At 68.0% G+C, this 18,337-nt stretch carries 19 protein-coding genes; 9 read left to right on the top strand and 10 right to left on the bottom strand.

Translation table 11 applies throughout. The annotated features are described in order from the left end of the window. Both E1J61_RS25255 and gatB read left to right on the top strand, forming a co-directional pair. A partial coding sequence (locus E1J61_RS25255; protein WP_133096690.1) for a dienelactone hydrolase family protein occupies nt 1-994 on the top strand: 994 nt, incomplete at its 5' end. A gap of 97 nt (nt 995-1,091) precedes the next feature. Then, nucleotides 1,092-2,549, top strand: a complete 1,458-nt coding sequence (gene gatB, locus E1J61_RS25250; RefSeq protein ID WP_133096689.1) for an Asp-tRNA(Asn)/Glu-tRNA(Gln) amidotransferase subunit GatB — start codon at nt 1,092-1,094, stop codon at nt 2,547-2,549. 48 nt (nt 2,550-2,597) lie between these two features. On the opposite strand, the gene E1J61_RS25245 is transcribed toward gatB, so the two are convergent. Together E1J61_RS25245 and E1J61_RS25240 are read right to left on the bottom strand one after the other, a co-directional pair. Beyond that, on the bottom strand, nt 2,598-3,302 hold the full coding sequence (locus E1J61_RS25245) for a tetratricopeptide repeat protein (protein ID WP_133096688.1): 705 nt from the start codon (nt 3,300-3,302) through the stop codon (nt 2,598-2,600). 147 nt (nt 3,303-3,449) lie between these two features. Then, entirely contained in the window at nt 3,450-4,421 is a 972-nt protein-coding gene (locus E1J61_RS25240; RefSeq protein ID WP_133096687.1) for a magnesium and cobalt transport protein CorA, read from the bottom strand. A 242-nt stretch (nt 4,422-4,663) separates the two neighbouring features. Here E1J61_RS25240 and minC point away from each other — a divergent pair, with 242 nt between their 5' ends. The 4 genes from minC to E1J61_RS25220 all read left to right on the top strand — a co-directional run bounded on the left by minC (nt 4,664) and on the right by E1J61_RS25220 (nt 8,012). Next, a complete protein-coding gene (gene minC / locus E1J61_RS25235) occupies nt 4,664-5,443 on the top strand; it encodes a septum site-determining protein MinC (RefSeq protein WP_133096686.1) in 780 nt (259 codons plus the stop codon). A 67-nt stretch (nt 5,444-5,510) separates the two neighbouring features. Next, complete coding sequence (gene minD, locus E1J61_RS25230) at nt 5,511-6,326, top strand: septum site-determining protein MinD (protein WP_029047801.1); 816 nt, start codon at nt 5,511-5,513, stop codon at nt 6,324-6,326. 21 nt (nt 6,327-6,347) lie between these two features. Further along, a complete protein-coding gene (gene minE / locus E1J61_RS25225) occupies nt 6,348-6,602 on the top strand; it encodes a cell division topological specificity factor MinE (protein WP_006164360.1) in 255 nt (84 codons plus the stop codon). Nucleotides 6,603-6,932: 330 nt separating this feature from the next. Continuing rightward, nucleotides 6,933-8,012 carry a porin gene (locus E1J61_RS25220; protein WP_133096685.1) on the top strand — a complete coding sequence of 360 codons (1,080 nt, stop codon included), beginning with the start codon at nt 6,933-6,935 and terminating at the stop codon, nt 8,010-8,012. 94 nt (nt 8,013-8,106) lie between these two features. Here the strand turns inward: E1J61_RS25220 and E1J61_RS25215 are convergent, their stop codons facing one another. Next, nucleotides 8,107-8,814, bottom strand: a complete 708-nt coding sequence (locus E1J61_RS25215) for a response regulator transcription factor (protein ID WP_133096684.1) — start codon at nt 8,812-8,814, stop codon at nt 8,107-8,109. Between the two features lie 202 nt (nt 8,815-9,016). Here E1J61_RS25215 and E1J61_RS25210 point away from each other — a divergent pair, with 202 nt between their 5' ends. Next, nucleotides 9,017-9,697, top strand: coding sequence for a response regulator transcription factor (locus E1J61_RS25210; RefSeq protein ID WP_133096683.1), 681 nt, complete (start codon nt 9,017-9,019; stop codon nt 9,695-9,697). Between the two features lie 16 nt (nt 9,698-9,713). Here the strand turns inward: E1J61_RS25210 and E1J61_RS25205 are convergent, their stop codons facing one another. The 3 genes from E1J61_RS25205 to E1J61_RS25195 form a co-directional block, all read right to left on the bottom strand. After that, a complete protein-coding gene (locus E1J61_RS25205; RefSeq protein ID WP_133096682.1) occupies nt 9,714-10,709 on the bottom strand; it encodes a tripartite tricarboxylate transporter substrate binding protein in 996 nt (331 codons plus the stop codon). 117 nt (nt 10,710-10,826) lie between these two features. After that, complete coding sequence (locus E1J61_RS25200; protein WP_133096701.1) at nt 10,827-11,150, bottom strand: hypothetical protein; 324 nt, start codon at nt 11,148-11,150, stop codon at nt 10,827-10,829. A 58-nt stretch (nt 11,151-11,208) separates the two neighbouring features. Next, nucleotides 11,209-12,150: an EamA family transporter gene (locus tag E1J61_RS25195; protein ID WP_165971533.1), complete on the bottom strand. Its 942-nt coding sequence runs from the start codon at nt 12,148-12,150 to the stop codon at nt 11,209-11,211. An 87-nt stretch (nt 12,151-12,237) separates the two neighbouring features. On the opposite strand from E1J61_RS25195, the gene E1J61_RS25190 reads away from it, so the two are divergent. Further along, a complete protein-coding gene (locus E1J61_RS25190) occupies nt 12,238-12,798 on the top strand; it encodes a MarR family winged helix-turn-helix transcriptional regulator (protein ID WP_133096681.1) in 561 nt (186 codons plus the stop codon). 37 nt (nt 12,799-12,835) lie between these two features. Here the strand turns inward: E1J61_RS25190 and E1J61_RS25185 are convergent, their stop codons facing one another. After that, nucleotides 12,836-14,077 (bottom strand): MFS transporter, encoded by a 1,242-nt coding sequence (locus E1J61_RS25185; protein WP_165971532.1) that lies wholly within the window; start codon nt 14,075-14,077, stop codon nt 12,836-12,838. A gap of 124 nt (nt 14,078-14,201) precedes the next feature. On the opposite strand from E1J61_RS25185, the gene E1J61_RS25180 reads away from it, so the two are divergent. Next, nucleotides 14,202-15,083 carry a helix-turn-helix domain-containing protein gene (locus tag E1J61_RS25180; protein ID WP_133096680.1) on the top strand — a complete coding sequence of 294 codons (882 nt, stop codon included), beginning with the start codon at nt 14,202-14,204 and terminating at the stop codon, nt 15,081-15,083. 77 nt (nt 15,084-15,160) lie between these two features. Here the strand turns inward: E1J61_RS25180 and E1J61_RS25175 are convergent, their stop codons facing one another. From E1J61_RS25175 to E1J61_RS25165, 3 genes are all read right to left on the bottom strand, one after another. Next, nucleotides 15,161-16,384: a M20 aminoacylase family protein gene (locus E1J61_RS25175; protein WP_133096679.1), complete on the bottom strand. Its 1,224-nt coding sequence runs from the start codon at nt 16,382-16,384 to the stop codon at nt 15,161-15,163. A 294-nt stretch (nt 16,385-16,678) separates the two neighbouring features. Further along, nucleotides 16,679-17,527: a fumarylacetoacetate hydrolase family protein gene (locus E1J61_RS25170; protein ID WP_133096678.1), complete on the bottom strand. Its 849-nt coding sequence runs from the start codon at nt 17,525-17,527 to the stop codon at nt 16,679-16,681. Nucleotides 17,528-17,574: 47 nt separating this feature from the next. Beyond that, the gene (locus E1J61_RS25165; protein ID WP_240745916.1) at nt 17,575-18,294 is read right to left on the bottom strand and encodes a GntR family transcriptional regulator; all 720 of its coding nucleotides are present in this window, start codon (nt 18,292-18,294) and stop codon (nt 17,575-17,577) included. Between the last annotated feature and the right edge of the window lie 43 nt (nt 18,295-18,337).

The following is an 18,337-nucleotide window of genomic DNA, read 5'->3' as shown; positions in this document are numbered from 1 at the left end:
CGCCGCGGCGCATGCACCCGACCTGCCGCCGCCGGCGCTGGTACAGCCGCCGCTGCTGTCGCCGGCCGGCGCGCTGGCGCCGGGCACGGTGACGCGCCAGGGAGCCGGGCCGGCGACGGCAGCCACCAGCGCGGCGCCGGTGCCCGCGCAGCGCGTGCTGCTGCGCGGCGATGCCGCCACGCCGGCGCTGACCGCCTACTGGTTCGTGCCGCGCGAAGGCGCCACGCCGCGCGCATTGCCGGTAGTGGTGGCGCTGCATGGCTGCGGCGGCCTGCTGTCCCCGCGTGACCCCATGGCCACCAGCGACGGCGCCGACGCCTCGGCGCTGCTGCAGCAACGCTACCGCGAATACGCCCAGTGGCTGACCGCGCGCGGCTACGCCGTGCTGATGCCCGACAGCTTCAGCGCCCGCGGCAAACCGCACGGCATCTGCACCGAGCCGATCGACAACCGCGGCATCGACGACCGCACGCGCCGCGCCGATGCGCTGGCCGCATTGCGCTGGCTGGGCAGCCAGCCGGGCGTCGACCCCGCGCGCATCGTGCTGCTGGGCTGGTCCAACGGCGCGCAGGCGGTGCTGGCCACCGTCGACGCCAGCCGCCCGTGGCCGGCCGGCACGCCGCAGGTGGAACGCGCCGTCGCGTTCTATCCCGGCTGCAAGCGCGCGGTCCGCCAGCACGATTACCGGCTGCGCACCCCCATGCTGCTGATGATCGGCGGCGCCGACGACTGGACGCCCGCGACGCGCTGCGCCATGCTGCAGTCCGCCGTGCTGGCGCGCCAGCCCAACGCGCGCTTCCGGCTCGAGATCTACCCCGGCGCCCATCACGGCTTTGACGGCACCAGCGAGCTGCACGTCCGCCACGACGTGCCCGCTGCCGGCAACGGCGGCGGCGTGCGCAAGGCGCGCGCGGTGACCGTCGGCGGCGACGCGGTGGCGCGCGCCGCGGCGCTCGCGCAACTCGATTCCTGGCTCGCCAGCCCCGACCCCTGAGGCGCACCGAGGGCCCGCAGCCAGACAGACCCAACCCGGGGCGGCCCGCCGCCCCGCCGCAACAGACAGAACGAAAGAACCGAACAGGAATACCGCCATGCAATGGGAAGTGGTGATCGGCCTCGAAACGCACGCGCAGCTTTCGACGGCCTCCAAGATTTTTTCTGGCACGTCCACCGCCTTCGGGGCCGAGGCCAACACGCAGGCCTCGCCGGTGGACCTGGCGCTGCCCGGGGTGCTGCCGGTGCTCAACAAGGGCGCGGTCGAGCGCGCGATCCAGTTCGGCCTGGCGATCGGCGCTACCATCGCGCCGCGCAGCATCTTCGCGCGCAAGAATTACTTCTACCCCGACCTGCCCAAGGGCTACCAGATCAGCCAGTATGAGATCCCGGTGGTCCAGGGCGGCACCATCACCATCCAGGTCGAAGGCAAGAAGGGCGAGTTCTACGAGAAAACCGTCAACCTGACGCGCGCGCACCTGGAAGAAGACGCGGGCAAGTCGCTGCACGAGGACTTCGCCGGCATGACCGGCATCGACCTGAACCGCGCCGGCACGCCGCTGCTCGAGATCGTCACCGAGCCCGACATGCGCAGCGCCGCCGAAGCGGTGGCCTACGCCAAGGCACTGCACTCGCTGGTGGTGTGGCTGGGCATCTGCGACGGCAATATGCAGGAGGGCAGCTTCCGTTGCGACGCCAACGTGTCGGTGCGCCCGGTCGGCCAGAAGGAATTCGGCACGCGCCGCGAGATCAAGAACCTGAACTCGTTCCGCTTCCTGCAGCAGGCCATCGAATACGAAGTGCAGTGGCAGATCGCAGAAATCGAGGACGGCCGCAAGATCCAGCAGGCCACCGTGCTGTTCGATCCGGACACCGGCGAGACCCGCGCGATGCGCACCAAGGAAGACGCGCACGACTACCGCTACTTCCCTGACCCGGACCTGATGCCGCTGGAGATCGAACCGGCCTGGATCGAGCGCGTGCGCAATGCGCTGCCGGAGCTGCCGGCCGCGATGCAGGCGCGCTTTGTGTCGCAATACGGCTTGTCGGCGTATGACGCGACCACGCTGACCGCGACCAAGGCATTTGCCGCCTACTACGAGGCCGTGGTCGCCGATGCCGGCGCCGCCAACGCCAAGCCCGCCGCCAACTGGCTGATGGGCGACGTGGCCTCGCAACTGAACCGCGAAGGCATCGCCATCGACGACGCACCGGTCAAGCCGGCGCAGCTGGCCAGGCTGCTGGCGCGCATCGCCGACGGCACGGTCTCGAACAACACCGCCAAGAAGGACGTGTTCCCGGCCATGTGGGCTGGCGAGCACGACGGCGATGCCGACGCCATCATCGCCGCCAAGGGCCTGAAGCAGATGTCGGACAGCGGCGAGCTGGAGAAGATCATCGACGACGTGCTGGCGGCCAACGCCAAGTCGGTCGAGGAATTCCGCTCGGGCAAGGAAAAGGCGTTCAATGCGCTGGTCGGCCAGGCGATGAAGGCGACCAAGGGCAAGGCCAATCCGGCGCAGGTGAACGAGCTGCTGAGGAAGAAGCTGGGCTGATCCAGGCCTGCCAGCTGTTTGCTACCTCTCCCGCGATGCGGGAGAGGACTACATCCCCGCCCTCCCCTTCACCGTCTCCTCCAGCAGCGACCTCAGCTTCGCCAGCGCCCCCGGATCCCCGCGCGCCGCTGAGCGCGCATACCAGATCTTCGCCTGCTCGATATCGCGATCGACCACGCCCGGCTCGCCGTGCTCATAGAAGCTGCCGACGATGTACTGCGCCCCGCCATCTCCCGCACTCGCCGCGCGCCGGTACCACGCAAACGCCTGCGCATAGTCGCGCGGCACGCCGCGACCGGTGAAGTAGTTCGTTGCCAGCTCCATCTGCGCCTGCACGTGCCCGCCTTGCGCCGCGCGCTCATACCAGCGGTTCGCCTCTTCGAGCGATTTCGGCACCAGCTGGCCGCGCTCGTACAGATCGCCCCAGGTGTATTGCGCATGCGTCATGCCGTTGTCGGCCGCCCTGCGCAGCCACACCAGGGCCTCTTGCGGCCGCGCAGCGGTGCCCTCGCCACGCAGCAGCATCATCGCGTAGTTGAATTGCGCCAGGCGGTTGCCCTGGCGCGCGGCGCTGGAGAAGCCCTGCAAGGCCTCGTCGAAGCGGCCCGACTCATAGGCGGCAACGGCGTCGCGGGTCTGCGCCTGCGCGGGAGCGGGCGGCTGGGGTGCGGCGGCGGCGGGCGGCAGGCACAGCCATGCACAGCAGAGGATGCCGGCCAGCACGGCGGCATGCGGGGAACGGGCTTTCGACATGGCGGACTCCGGGCGCGGCGCCTTCTTTGCTCCAGTGTAGGAGTCAGCGGGGGCACCCGGTAGGCGGGCCAGTTTATCGATGCGAATAATCAATCATATGAAAAATAATGATCCATCATTCTTATCATCAATAAATTAGCGATCGGATCATATCCATCCCGCGCGGTGGAGCCGCCGCCACAGCAGTCCGCACGCCACCGCCGTCACGCCGATCACTGCCGGGTAGGCGTAGTGGAGAGTCAGCTCCGGCATGAAATCGAAGTTCATCCCGTACAGGCTGAACACCACCGTCGGGAGCGCCAGGATCGCGCCCCAGCCGGCAAGCCGCTTGACCACCTCGTTCTGGCCCACCGTCACCAGTGCCAGGTTGACCTGCACCGCGGTGGTCAGCATTTCGCGGATCACGTCCAGCGTGCGCACCAGCCGGCTGGCGTGGTCCTCGATGTCCCGGAAGTAGGCGCGCAGTTCCTTCGGCACCAGCTCCTCGTGCAGGCGGATCAGCTGGCTGCACATGTCTTCCACCGGGCTGACCGCATTGCGCAGGCGCAGCACCTGGCGCTTGACCCGGTACAGATTCTCGATCGCCCCGCGGTCGAACTCGTCGCGGAAGATGCCCTGCTCCAGGTCCTCCAGCGTGTCTTCCAGCCGCGTGACGATCGGCAGGTAGTGATCGACCACGAAGTCCATCAGCGCGTACAGCACGTAGCCGGGTCCGTTCGCCAGGCCTTGCGGGTCGCTTTCGCAGCGCTCGCGCACCGGAGTGTAGGCGCTGCTCGCACCATGGCGCACCGAGACCACGTAGTTGGGACCGACGAACAAATGCGTCTCGCCGACCACCACTTCGTCCTCGGCCAGCTGCGCCGTATTGAGCACGACGAACACCGAATCGCCATAGGCCTCCAGCTTGGGCCGCTGGTGCGCATCGAGCGCATCTTCCACCGCCAGGTCGTGCAGGCCGAAGGCGAGCTGCACCTTGCGCAGCAGCGTCAGGTCTGGCTCATGCAGCCCGAGCCAGACAAAAGTGCCGGGCACGCCTAGCACCGTGGGGATCTCTTCCATGCCGACCGTGCCGAGCCGCTGGCCCTGCCGGTAGGCCACGCAATTGACGATGGCGCCCATGGGAACTCCGCTGTCCAATGGCGCAATCGTAACAAGGCTTTGCAAATTGCTACGGCGGCGAGAGCCGGCCCTGCGTGTCGCCGGTCACTCGGCGCCGGCGGTGCGAGCCGCGTGCTGCACAACGCGCGGGCAGATGGAACGCACAGGGCACCTATTGCGGCTCGATCTCATGGATCGCGCCAATTGTTACAGTTCGCGTGTAAGACAACGTTAGAATGTGGCATTTCCACGGTCACCCGGCTATGTCCCAGAAGAAATCGCCACGCTTCGAGCTGCGCAGTGGCAACGTCGATGCCCTCCTTCTCGCCCTCCAGACCGCCGACATGGCTGCGCTGCGGGATGACCTCCTCTCCCGGTTCGAAGCCACTCCCGATTTCTTCTCCAATGACGTGATCGCGCTGGACCTGCGCGCGCTCGAGGACGATAGCGAAGTCGCGCTCGGCACGGTGATCGAGACCCTGGCCACGCTCAAGGCACGCGCCATCGGCGTGGTAGCCCGCGCCGGCCAGCGCGAATGGGCCGAGCGCTTCGGTCTGCCGCTGCTCGACAGCCAGAGCCGCCGCGGCAGCGGTGCCGGCGCCGATCGTGCCGCCGAGGCCAAGGCCGCCGCCGAGGCGGAACAGGCCGCTGCTCAGGCCGCCGCGCAGGCCACCACCGACGCCGCGGTCGCCGCCGCGGTGCGACAGCACCAGACCCTGCTGATCGACAAGCCGCTGCGCTCGGGCCAGCAGGTCTACGCGCACGGCGACGTGGTGATCCTCGACGTGGTCAGCTATGGCGCCGAGGTCATTGCCGAAGGCAACATCCATATCTATGCCCCGCTGCGCGGCCGCGCGCTGGCGGGCGTCAAGGGCAACACCGGTGCGCGCATCTTCAGCACGTGCATGGAGCCCGAACTCATTTCCATTGCCGGCATCTACCGTACCGCGGAGCAGACGCTCCCGGCCGACGTGCTCGGCAAGACGGCCCAGGTACGCCTGGCCGAAGAAAAACTGATCCTCGAGGCGCTGCGGCTCAAGTAACCGCACCGGCATCGGGGACCCCAATCAAGCAGCGCAAGCTTCAACCTAATTACTGGACCAAAGAGCCATGGCAAAAATCATCGTTGTGACCTCCGGCAAGGGAGGCGTCGGCAAGACCACCACCAGCGCCAGCTTTGCCGCCGGCCTGGCCCTGCGTGGCCACAAGACTGCCGTGATCGACTTCGACGTCGGCCTGCGCAACCTCGACCTGATCATGGGTTGCGAGCGCCGCGTGGTGTACGACCTGATCAACGTGGTGCAGGGCGAAGCCAACCTGCGCCAGGCGCTGATCAAGGACAAGAAGTGCGAAAACCTGTTCATCCTGCCGGCCTCGCAGACGCGCGACAAGGACGCGCTGACCAAGGAAGGCGTGGAGAAGGTCATCAACGGCCTGATCGAGATGGACTTCGAGTACATCGTGTGCGATTCGCCCGCGGGCATCGAGTCGGGCGCGCTGATGGCGATGTACTTTGCCGATGAGGCACTGATCGTCACCAACCCCGAAGTGTCCTCGGTGCGCGATTCGGACCGCATCCTCGGCATCCTGTCGTCCAAGACCAAGCGCGCCAGCGAAGGCGGCGATCCGATCAAGGAACACCTGCTGATCACCCGCTACAACCCCAAGCGCGTGCACGGCGGCGAGATGCTGTCGCTGACCGACATCCAGGAAATCCTGCGCATCAAGCTGATCGGCGTGGTGCCGGAATCGGAAGCCGTCCTGCACGCATCGAACCAGGGCACGCCCGCCATCCACCTGGAAGGCAGCGACGTAGCCGACGCCTATGGCGACGTGGTGGACCGCTTCCTCGGCAAGGACAAGCCGATGCGCTTCACCGACTACCAGAAGCCGGGGCTGTTCTCCCGCATCTTCGGCAACAAATAAACGGTCCGGAGGCTCATCCCAATGTCGATCCTTTCCTTCCTGCTGGGGGAGAAGAAAAAGTCCGCGTCGGTCGCCAAGGAGCGGCTGCAGATCATTCTCGCCCACGAGCGCACCGGCCATTCCGCCCCCGCCGACTACCTGCCCGCGTTGCAGCGCGAGCTGGTGGCGGTGATTTCCAAGTACGTCAAGATCAGCGACCAGGACCTGCGCGTCAGCCTCGAGCGCCAGGACAACCTCGAGGTGCTCGAAGTCAAGATCGAGATCCCGCAAGGCTGATCCCGGTCGCCATAGCCCGGTCCCCATCCGTCCCGCTACAGGCCAGGGCGCAGTGTCTGCGTCCTGGCCTGTAGTCTTTTGCGCTCCGCCATCACTTCACCAGCCCAGTGCCCAAGCGGCCTGGCGGCATTGCGCGTCGCACCAAAACTGGAATTTGTAGCGGCGAGACAACGAATTCGCACCAAAATCCTGCTTGAAAGCCGGGCTTGGCGGACATTTGTGTCCTTACTGCTTACGTTTTGTTAAATTTTCGCCGGCGTTTACACGAAACGTAGACCTTCTCCCTGCCGTGATCCGGCAGAGAACAGTACAAGACAGAAAAGGAGCACCATGAAGAAATCGGCCATCGTCCTCGCAGCCGGCAGCCTGTTGGCAGGTTCGGCCTTCGCCCAGTCGTCCGTCACCCTGTACGGTATCGTTGACCAGAGCATCCGCTTCCAGACGAACGCGAGCGCCAACAACGACAACTCGTGGGAACTGACCAACGGCGCAGTGACCAACAGCCGCTGGGGTATCAAGGGCAGCGAAGCGCTGGGCAACAACCTGAAGGCGATCTTCCAGCTGGAAAACGGCTTCGATCCGGACACCGGCCGTGCCAACCAGGGTGGCCGCCTGTTCGGCCGTCAAGCCTATGTGGGCCTGTCGGGCGACTTCGGCACGATCAAGCTGGGCCGCCAGTACACCGAAGGCTTTAATTTCTTCGGCGACTTCGATCCGCTGACCATCGGCAACTACACCAACAACGCCTGGCCGTTCTTCCTGACCAACTTCCGTAACGACAACGTCGTCAGCTACGGCGGCAAGTTCGGCGGCCTGGACGTTGGCGCCAGCTACGGCTTCGGCGAGCAGCCGGGCAGCATGAGCCAGAACCAGTACTGGGGCACGCGTGCCGCTTACACCTACGGTCCGTTCGCCGTCGGCGGCGTGTACCAGGAAGTGCGCAACACCACCGGCCAGAAGCAGCAAATGTGGGGCGCTGCCGGTAAGTACTCGATCGGCCCGGCAAAGATCTTCCTGGGCTACATCGGCGGCCAGGACCGCACCGGTTCGGTCGACGCTTCGCTGAACTTCACCGGCGGCGCTACGAACAACCCGGTCCCGGCTGGCGGCAACTTCGCGGCTAACCCGCGCAAGGACACCATCGGCTACATCGGCATGACCTACCAGGCCACCCCGGCCCTGGCCCTGACCGGCGTGTTCTACGGCGACTACGTCGAGAACGTCAACGGCGTGAGCGACAACAACGGCCGCCGCTACACCGGCGTGCTGCTGGCCGAGTACTCGCTGTCCAAGCGCACCCAGGTCTATGGCACCGTGGACTTCAACAAGGTCTCGGGCGGCACCATCACCGAAATGCCGGGCCGCAACAACCAGACCGGCGCTGCCGTCGGTATCCGCCACATCTTCTGATCGTTACCCGATCAGCAGTCCCTGGCGAAAGGCACCTTCGGGTGCCTTTTTTTCATGGGCGTGCGCTGCCCTCGTGCCTGCCCTCATGCTTCCCTCACGCGGCGGCGCGCTCGATCCGTTCCAGCCGGTAGCCATGCGTGTAGACGGGCGTCAGCCGCAGCGCCTGCGACGCCTGCAGGCCGAGCTTGCTGCGCACGCGCGACACATGGGTATCGATGGTGCGCGACAGCGAAGAGATCTCGCGCCCCCAGACCGCGGCGGTGATGTGGTCGCGCGTGACGATGCGGCCCTCGTTGCGGAACAGCAGCACGGCGAGGTCGAACTCCTTGGGCGTCAGGCAGATGGGATGCCCGTTGCAGGTGGCCGTGCGCATGGCGCAGTCGAAGGCGTATTCGCCCAGCCGCAGCGGGGCGTGCGGCGACTGCACCGGGGGATAGGCGCGCCGCAGCAGGCATTCCACACGGGCCGACAGTTCGGCGGGACGCACCGGCTTGACCATGTAGTCGTCGGCGCCCGCGGCGAGCGCGCTGATGATGTCCTGCTCGGCATCGCGCCCGCTGAGGAACATCACCGGCACGCGCCGGTCGAGATGCGTGCGCACCCACGCCAGCACCTCGCGCCCGGACAGGTCCGGCATCGACCAGTCGAGCAGCAGCAGGTCGAAGCACGCATTACGCAGCGCCAGCAGCAGCTTGCGACTTTCGGTGAAGGTCACGCACTCATGCCCGCCGCCGGCGATGATCCGGCGGATCAGCGCCGCATCGGCGGGCGCGTCCTCTAGCGATGCAATCTTCTTTCCCATGTGTGGTCTCCGGCGACGTTCGCCCGCAGCGCACAGTCGCTGCAGTCGTAGCGCGTCATTTAAGACCGCGTGCCCCGCCGGACGAATAGGAAAGACCTCAATTCGGGCTTTCAACAATCTTTTACTTCTTGCCTCAGCCAGGCGCCCATAACATGGCTTCGCCATTGCCGGCGGCATTGCGCCGGCAGGAGGAGCCACGACCGTGAAGATTGCCTCGCTGCAGGCCGATCCGACCCTCGCCATCCGCATCGAACAGGCCCTGCGCCTTGACGGCCACCAGTGCCGGCGCTACCTCAGCGGCCGCACGCTGCTGGGCGCGCTGCACGCCGAGCCGTTCGACCTGCTGATCCTCGATTGCGAAACGCCGGGAATCCCGGCGCTGGATGTGCTGGCGTGGGTGCGGCGCTCGCTGGGCCATGAGCTGCCGGTGATGCTGACCGGCGGCTCGAATGAAGAGGACTTTGTCGCGGCCTGCTTTGCTCAGGGCGCCGACAGCTACCTGCCGGGGCCGCCGCGGCTGGGCGAGCTGGCCGCGCGCGTGCAGGCGCTGCTGCGGCGCGCGCGGCCGTCCACGCAAGCCTGCGAGGTGGCGCATGGCGCGTTCCGCTTTGCCCCTTCCGAGCGGCGTGCCTGGGTGCATGGCAGGCCGGTGCCGCTGGCGCCGAAGGAATTCGACCTGGCCGTGCTGCTGTTCCGCAATCTCGGCTGCGTGGTGCCGCGCCAGACCATGGTCGACCAGGTCTGGCGGTATCACATCGAGCCGACCTCGCGCACGGTGGACAGCCACCTGTCGCGCGTGCGCACCAAGCTGTCGCTGTGGCCGCACAACGGTGTGCGGCTGTCTGCGGTCTATGGGCTGGGGTGCCGGCTCGATACCGCCTGAGCCGGCATTCGCCAGGTCAGTCCGCCTTGATGCCGGCTTCCCTGACGATGCGTGCGTTCTCCGCGTACTCCTCGCGGATCGACCTGGCGAACTGCGCCGGGGTGCCGCCGGTGGGCACTTCGCCGCCCTTGAGCAGGCGCTCGTGGACTTCCGGCTCGGCCAGTGCCTTGTTCAGCTCGGCATTCAGGCGCTCGATGATCGCCGCGGGGGTCTTGCCCGGCGCGAACACGCCGAAGGTCGAAGTCAGGTTGGCCTTGGGATAGCCAAGCTCGGCCAGCGTGGGCACCTGCGGCAGGCTCTCCAGCCGCTTGGGCGCGCCGACCGCCAGCGCGCGCAGGCGGCCGGCCTGCATATGCTGGGTTAGCGCCGGGCTGGCGTTGGTGCTCATCACCTCGAACTGGCCGCCGAGCGCATCGTTCATCTGCTGGCCGGCGCCCTTGTACGGGATCAGCGTGATGTCGGCCTTCGACTTCTGCCTGATCTGCTCCAGCACCACATGGCCGACCGTGCCCAGCCCCGAGGTCGCCCAGCGCACCGAACCCGGCTTGGCGCGGGCCTGGCCGACCACGTCGGCGAAGCCCTTGCCGCTGAAGCCGTTGGTGGCGATCACCAGCACCGGCGAGTACATCACGCTCATCACCGGCGCCACGTCCTTCTGCGGGTCGTAGTTGACGTGGCCGACGTGCGGGTTCAGCGTCAGCGGGCTGGTCGAGGCGAAGCCGAGCGTGTAGCCGTCCGGCGCGGCCTTGGCGACGGCGTCGATGCCGATGCTGCCGCCGGCGCCGGCCTTGTTCTCGACCACCACCGAGGTGCCCATCTGCGCCGACAGGCGCTCGCCGAGCGCGCGCGCCACGGTGTCGCTGATGCCGCCGGTGGGATAGGCGACGATCAGGCGGATCGGGCGGCTGGGGTAGTTGTCTGCGGCAGCGGAGGCGGCGACGGGGAGTGCGGCGGCCAGCAGGCCGGCGGCAACGGTGGCTGCCAGCAGGGTCGGGCGGAACGGGAAGGCCATGGTGTCGGGAATACGGGGAAGACGGGAGAGACTCTGGAGCGCGTCTTCGCCGGGCAGAACTGCCGGCTGGCGCGCGACAGCCGCTATCTTAGCCGATCGGTTGCGCGCTCAACGTGCCTAGCGCACCAGCGGGCGTTCCGGCACCCAGGAGACAAAGAGCTCGTTGGCGCGGTCATAGAGGCGCCAGACCGTGCCGCAGTCGCGGCAGGCAAAGGTCAGCATGCTGAACGGCACGCCCGCAGCACTCTGGCTCACCAGCGGCGCGGTATTGCGCAGCGCCAGGCAGGCAGGCGGCTCGCGCCGGCGTGGGTCGGCGGCCAGTTCCAGGCAGCGCTCGCAGGCCGGCGTGGCATTGGGCGGCGTCGTGACAGGCGCGGAGGTGACCGGAGAAGGCGGGGCAAGCGGGGGCATGGTGGGCACGGCGGACTTCATGCCCGCCATGATGCCGCAAAACGCAGGCCGGCAGCAGTCCGCGGCGGCTGCGGCGATGCCCATGCACTCAGTTTGCCGCGCGCTGCCCGAGCCAGACACTCGCCAGCACCAGCAACGCCCCCACCGCCTGCACCGCGGTCAGCGCCTGCCCCAGCACCACGAAGCCAAGCACGGTGGCGCTGACCGGGCTCAGCAGGCCCAGCGCCGACACCGCCGACGACGGCATGCGCCCCACCCCGCGGAACCACAGCGCATAGGTCACGCCCGCGCCGATGATGCTCAGCCAGGCGTAGCCCAGCCAGTTGGCCAGCGTGAAATGCCCGGGCAGCGGCTCCAGCGCCAGCGCGAACGGCAGCAGGAACAGGCCGCCCGCGCACAGCTGCCATGCGGTCAGCACCAGCGGCGACAGCGGCGGCTGCCAGCGCCGCGTCAGCACGGTGCCCACCGCCATCGATGCCGCACCCGCGGCCGCCGCGGCCACGCCAATGGCATCGAGCCGTGCCGCCGGCCCCAGCACCAGCAGCGCCACCCCCAGCAGCCCGCCCACGCCTGCGAGCCAGGCCGCGGTGCGCGGGCGCGCGCCCAGCCAGGCCCAGGCCAGCGCCACCACGATCAGCGGCTGGATCGCCCCGACCGTGGCGGCCACGCCGCCGGGCAACCGGTACGCCGCGATAAACAGCATCGCCTGGAAGAAGCCGATATTGAGCACGCCCAGCACCGCCGCCCGCCACCACCAGCTGCCCTTGGGCAGGGTGCGGCCCCAGGCCAGCATCAGCAGCCCGGCCGGCAGCGCGCGGATCACGCCGGACAGCAGCGGCTGGCCCGGCGGCAGCCACTGGCTGGTGACGAGGTAGGTGCTGCCCCAGATCGCCGGGGCCAGGCCGGTGAGGAGGATGTCCCGCAGCGGCAGCCGGCCGGTTGCGGGGGACGCTGAAGCCGCGGAAATTGCCCCGGCAGAAGCGGATACAGCAGCGGACGCAGCAGCGTTGGCCCGACCATTCGTCTTCATATCAAGTTTCTTGATATCAATATAAACCCACTTTACGAAGCAGATTGTTTGATGTCAAGATACTTACGTTCCTGCCTGAATGTACCAATGCCAGCCCGCCGCAAACCCCAGCCCGCAATCCCGGACGACACGCCAGACCACGTCGACACCATCCTCGCGCAGTGGGCGCGCGAACGCCCTGACCTGGATGCTTCGCCGATGGGCCTGATCGGCCGCGTGGCCCGGCTCAACCGTCATACCGGCAAGTCGATCGAGTCCGCGCTGGCGGAAACGGCGCTGCAGCCGTGGGAATTCGATGTGCTGGCGACCCTGCGGCGCTCCGGCCCGCCGTTTGCGCTGTCGCCGGGCGCGCTGATCGGCTCGCTGATGATCACGTCCGGCACCATGACCAACCGGCTCGACCACCTGGAGCGCGCGGGCCTGGTGCAACGCCGCCCCAACCCGGACGACCGGCGCGGCCTGCTGGTGGAACTGACCGACGCCGGGTGCGAGCGCATCGATCATGCTGTGGCAGTGCACGTCGAGAACGAGCACCGCCTGGTGGCGGCGCTCAGCGCCACGGAACGGGCCCAGCTGGCCACGCTGCTGCGGCGCTGGCTGCGCCAGTTCGAACCGCCTCCTGGCGGCGACGAGACCAGCGACGCCTGAGCCCTGACTGACCCGGCGCCCCGGAGCCGGCCGAGTGTCAGCCGTGCGCGCGCTCGCGCAGGTCCGGCAGGAACACCGTCAGCAGCCCCAGCAGCGGCAGGTAGGCACAGTACTCATAGACCGCGCCGATGCCGTGCGTATCCGCCATCCCACCCAGCACCGCAGCGCCGATGCCGCCCATGCCGAAGGCAAAGCCGAAGAACAGCCCCGACACCATGCCGACCTTGCCGGGGATCAGCTCCTGCGCGAACACCAGGATCGCCGAGAACGCCGACGCCAGGATAAAGCCGATGATGAAGGTCAGCACCGTGGTCCAGAACAGGCCCGCGTGCGGCAGCAGCAGCGTGAACGGCGCCACGCCCAGGATCGACGCCCAGATCACGCGCTTGCGCCCGATGCGGTCGCCGATCGGCCCGCCCAGGATGGTGCCCGCCGCCACCGCGAACAGGAACAGGAACAGGTGCAACTGGGCGTTCTGCTGCGCCAGCCCGAAGCGCTCCATCAGGTAGAAGGTGTAGTACGAGGTCAGGCTGGCCATGTAGAAATACTTGGAGAACACCAGCACCATCAGCACCAGCATCGCCCGCATCACCACGCGCGTCGGCACCGGGCTGGCCGCGGCGCCCGCGGCCTTGCGCTTGCGCGCGCCCTGCCCCAGCTGGCGCGCGTACCACCCGCCGATGCGCCACAGCACCACGATGCCCACCAGCGCCGCCAGCGAGAACCACGCCAGGCTCGCCTGCTGGTGCACGATCAGCGCCGCCAGCAGCGGCCCCATGGCGCTGCCGCCGTTGCCGCCGACCTGGAAGATCGATTGCGCCAGCCCGTGCTGGCCACCCGACGCCATGCGCGCCACGCGCGACGACTCGGGATGGAAGATCGACGAGCCGGTGCCGACCAGCGCCGCCGCCACCAGCAGCACGCCGTAGGTCGGCGCCACCGACAGCAGCAGCAGGCCGCCCAGCGTAAAGGCCATCGCGACCGCCAGCGAATGCGGCTTGGGATGCTTGTCGGTGTACAGGCCCACCACCGGCTGCAGCAGCGACGCGGTGACCTGGTACGTCATGGTCAGCAATCCGATCTGCGTGAAGCTCAGGTTGAAGCCGCCCTTGAGCATCGGATAGATCGCCAGGATCAACGACTGGATCATGTCGTTGAGGAAGTGGGCGAAGCTGATCGCCGACAGCACGCGGAAGCCGGTGCGTTCGGCCTGCGCCGGCGTGGTGGAGATGCTGGAAGCTGAGGCGCCGGACGGCGCGGAGTCGATGGTTGTGCTCATTGGCGGCTCTCGACAAACGGAAAGCGGCCAGCGGGGGCGCTGGCCAGGACTGTGAGTCGGGATGCTAGCTGGCACGCACGCGCCTGTCCTGCGAGAATGGGTCCGCAACCTTGGAGAAAAGGACATGCCGCGAGCGCCCCGTGCCTCCGACGACACCGCCCCGCCGGGTTCCGCAACCGGGCGGGCCCGCGATCTGCGCGGCTTGCCGGTGCCGCCAGCCGCCACGCCGGACGACACCTACAGCAATCCCCCGCGCTACGTCCGCTACGATCGCAGCCCGATGCCGGTTGCCGCCATGGCCGCCGACTACCTGCCCGGTGAAATGACCAAGCGGCACCAGCACCCGCACGCGCAGCTGATCCACGCGGTGCACGGTGTGATGGTGGTAGCCACCGAGGAAGGCCAGTGGATCGTGCCGCCCACGCGCGGCATGTGGATGCCCGGCGGCACCATGCACTGGATCCGCATGGTCGGCCACGTGCAGATGCGCACCGCTTATATCCGCCCGGATGCCGCGCCGGGCCTGCCGCAGCGCTGCACCGTGCTCGGCATCTCACCGCTGCTGCGCGAGCTGATCCTGGCCGCGATCGACATCCCCCTGCCCTATGAACCGGATACGCGCGATGCGCGCCTGATGCGGCTGCTGCTCGATGAAGTCCTGCTGGTGCCATCGCTGCCGCTGCACCTGCCGCGCCCGGCTGACGCAGGCCTGCGCCAGATCTGCGACGCGATCGTGCAAACGCCCGACATCGCGCTGACCCTGGCGGACTGGGGCGAAAGGCTGGGTGTGGATCCCAAGACCATCCAGCGCCGCTTTGCGCGCGAGACCGGCATGACCTTCGGGCAATGGCGCCAGCAGGCGCGGCTGCTGGCGGCGCTGGAAAAGCTGGCTGCGGGCAGCAAGGTGGTCGACGTGGCGCTGGACCTCGGCTACGACAGCCCGAGCGCGTTCGCGACGATGTTCAGGCGGCAGTTCGGCGTACCGCCTAGCGTGTTCTTCCGGTAAGAAACCGACCACTGGTGCCCGTCGTGAGGACTCCCCTCGCCCGCGAAGTGGGAGAGAGGAGAAAACCCGTGCCCCGCTCAACGCCCCAGATACCGCTCCACCAACCTCGTCCAGTACGCCGCGCCCACCGTCAGGTTCTCGTCGTTGAAGTCGTAGCCCGCGTTATGCAGCAGCGGCTGGCTGGCCCCATTGCCCAGCCGCACGAAGCAGCCCGGACGCTGCTGCAGGTAATACGCAAAATCCTCGCTGCCGGTGATGCGCGCGGCCTGCGACACCACCTTGTCGGCGCCGACCAGTTCCTCGGCCACCTGCCGCGCGAACTCGGTCTCGCGCTCGCTGTTCACCAGCACCGGATAGCCGCGCACGTAGTCGACTTCCGCCACGGCGCCATAGCCCTCGGCCTGCGAGAGCGCCAGCTGGCGGATGCGGTTTTCCAGCGACGCGCGCACATCGGGGCTGAAGGACCGAACGCTGATTTCCATGCGCGCGCTGTCCGGGATCACATTGGGTGCGTGGCCGGCGTGCAGCGTGCCGATGCTCACCACCGCGGCCTCGTTCGGATCCACGAAGCGCGACACCACCGACTGCAGCGCCATCACCAGGCTGCCGGCCACCAGGATCGGATCGACCGACTGGTGCGGGCGCGCCGCGTGGCCGCCCTTGCCGCGGATGGTGATGGTGACCGTGTCGCACGCCGCCATGAACGGGCCCGCGCGGAACAGGAAGTTGCCCTGCTCCACGCCCGGATGATTGTGCAGGCCGAAGATCGCGTCGCACGGGAAGCGCTCGAACAGGCCATCAGCCAGCATGCGCTCGGCGCCGCCGCCCGCGCCGATTTCCTCGGCCGGCTGGAAGATCAGGTGCACGGTGCCGTCGAAGTTGCGCGTACGCGCCAGCTGCCGTGCCGCACCGAGCAGGATCGCGGTGTGGCCGTCGTGGCCGCAGGCATGCATGCGGCCCTGATTGACGCTCGCGTAAGGCAGCCCCGTGCGCTCGTGGATCGGCAGCGCGTCCATGTCGGCGCGGATGCCGATGCTGCGCGTGCCCTCGCCGCTTTGCAGCGTCCCGACCACGCCGGTCCCGCCCACGCCACGCGTGACCGTGAAGCCCCACGCTTCCAGCAGGCTGGCGATCAGGCCGGACGTGCGGACCTCGTCAAAGGCAAGCTCGGGATTCTGGTGGATGTTGCGCCGGATCGCCTCGAGTTCGGCGCGGCTGTCCAGGGTGTCGGCCAGCCCGCAGTAGCGGCGCTTGAGTGTGGTACCGAGGTAGGACTCGATCTCGGGGGCGTGCTCTGACATGACGTTTGCTCTCTGGCGAAACCTGTATAACCAGTATTTCACGCAGAAAACGCAAGCGAAATGCCAAGTGTGCGATTTCGGGTAAATCGAGGCGATCCGGGCGTTTTCGTCACCGGAACCGTTGCGCGCACGGCACGCTTTGTATGGAAACCCAACGCTTTGTGTGAAAGCGTTTCGACGGGGAACCATTGAAGCTGGCGCTCTTTACCTGCGTTGCAGCATCGCGCAACGCGCGCGGCGGCGTCACCTTGCCAGGTAACGCCGCGCCCTGCCCGGCTTGCGCCGGGAGGGTGATCAGCGCTCGCCGTAGGCGACCACGCGCTGGCTCTGCACGCCGAGCCCTTCCACGCCCAGGCGCATGGTGTCACCCGCCTTCAGGAAGCGCGGCGGCTTGAAGCCCATGCCCACGCCCGGCGGCGTGCCGGTCGCGATCAGGTCGCCTGGCAGCAGCGTCATGAAGCGGCTGACATAGCTGACCACCGTGGCCACGTCGAAGACCATGGTCGCGGTGCTGCCCCGCTGCACGCGCTCGCCGTTGACCTCCAGCCACAGGCCCAGCGCCTGCGGATCGGCCACTTCATCGCGCGTCACCAGCCACGGTCCGGCCGGGCAGAAGGTGTCGCAGCCCTTGCCCTTGTCCCAGGTGCCGCCACGCTCGATCTGGAACTCGCGCTCGGACACGTCGTTGACCACGCAGTAGCCGGCCACGTGGTTCAGCGCCTCTTCGCGCGAGACATTGCGCGCGACGGTGCCGATCACCACGCCGAGCTCGACCTCCCAGTCGGACTTCTCCGAGCCGAACGGCAGCATCACATCGTCGTCCGGGCCGTTGAGCGAGCTGTTGGCCTTCAGGAACACGATCGGCTCCGCCGGCAGCGGCATGCCAGCCTCGGCGGCGTGATCGGCATAGTTCAGGCCAATCGCCACGATCTTGCCGATACCCGTCCAGGGCACGCCAAAGCGCGCGCCCTCGACCACGGGCAGCGCTGCCACGTCCACCTGCGCGAGCCGCGCCAGCGCCGCGGGCGCCAGCTCGCCCGGGCCGATCTCGCCCACCACGCCGCTCAGGTCGCGCACGCGGCCGTCTGCATCGATCACGCCAGGGCGCTCGGCGCCGGGATTGCCTACTCGAACCAGTTTCATCGTCGTTGCTTTCGTCAGGGATTGGATGGGATTGGATTAGGGATGATTCATGCGGACTGCTTCAGGCCGGGGGCGCGCGCACCGGCTTCGCCCAGCGAAGCCGCCACCACGGCGAGTACCTCGGTCGCGGTGTTCTCCGAATGCCGGCGCAGCACCTGCGCCAGGCGCGGCCTGCCGGGCTCGCGCAGCGCGGCCATGATTTCTTCATGTTCCTCATGCGACTCCTGCCAGCGCAGGATGTCGGCATTGGCGGCGCCGCGCGCGCGGTGGACCTTGCTCATCAGCGTGGCGTAGACGCCGGCCAGCACCGGGTTGGCGGCGCCGTCGATGATGAGCTGGTGGATTTCCTGGTTGATGCGGAAATAGTCGGTGCGCCGCCCCGCGGCATGCGCGTCGATCATGGCCTGGTGGCGCCGCTCCAGCTTCGCCATGGCGGCGTCGCCCAGCCGCCGCGCCGCCAGTTCGCCGGCCAGCGCCTCGAGCCCGTGCAGGGTCTCGAAGGTGGCGCGCAACTCCTCCAGGTCCAGCGGCGCCACGCGGTAGCCGATGTACTGCCGGTGCAGCACCAGTCCCTCGGAGACCAGCACCTTGAGCGCCTCGCGCAGCGGCGTCTTGGAGACGTCGAAGGTCTCGCAGAAGGCGCGCTCGTCGATGCGGGCGCCGGGCGGCAACTCGCCCTCTTCGATCATGGTGCGCAGCCGGGCAGCGATGCCGGCGGACATGCCGAGCGTGCGCAGGCGCGTGGTAGGGGAAAGCGTTTGTGTCACAGACGTCACCAGAATGGGGAAATGCACCACGAGAAGGCTATCA

It is taken from the genome of Cupriavidus sp. L7L (assembly GCF_004353535.1).
Taxonomy (GTDB): Bacteria; Pseudomonadota; Gammaproteobacteria; order Burkholderiales; family Burkholderiaceae; genus Cupriavidus; species Cupriavidus oxalaticus_A.
Note: the sequence above shows the minus strand (reverse complement) of the source record. Positions and strands in the feature narration are given on the sequence as shown.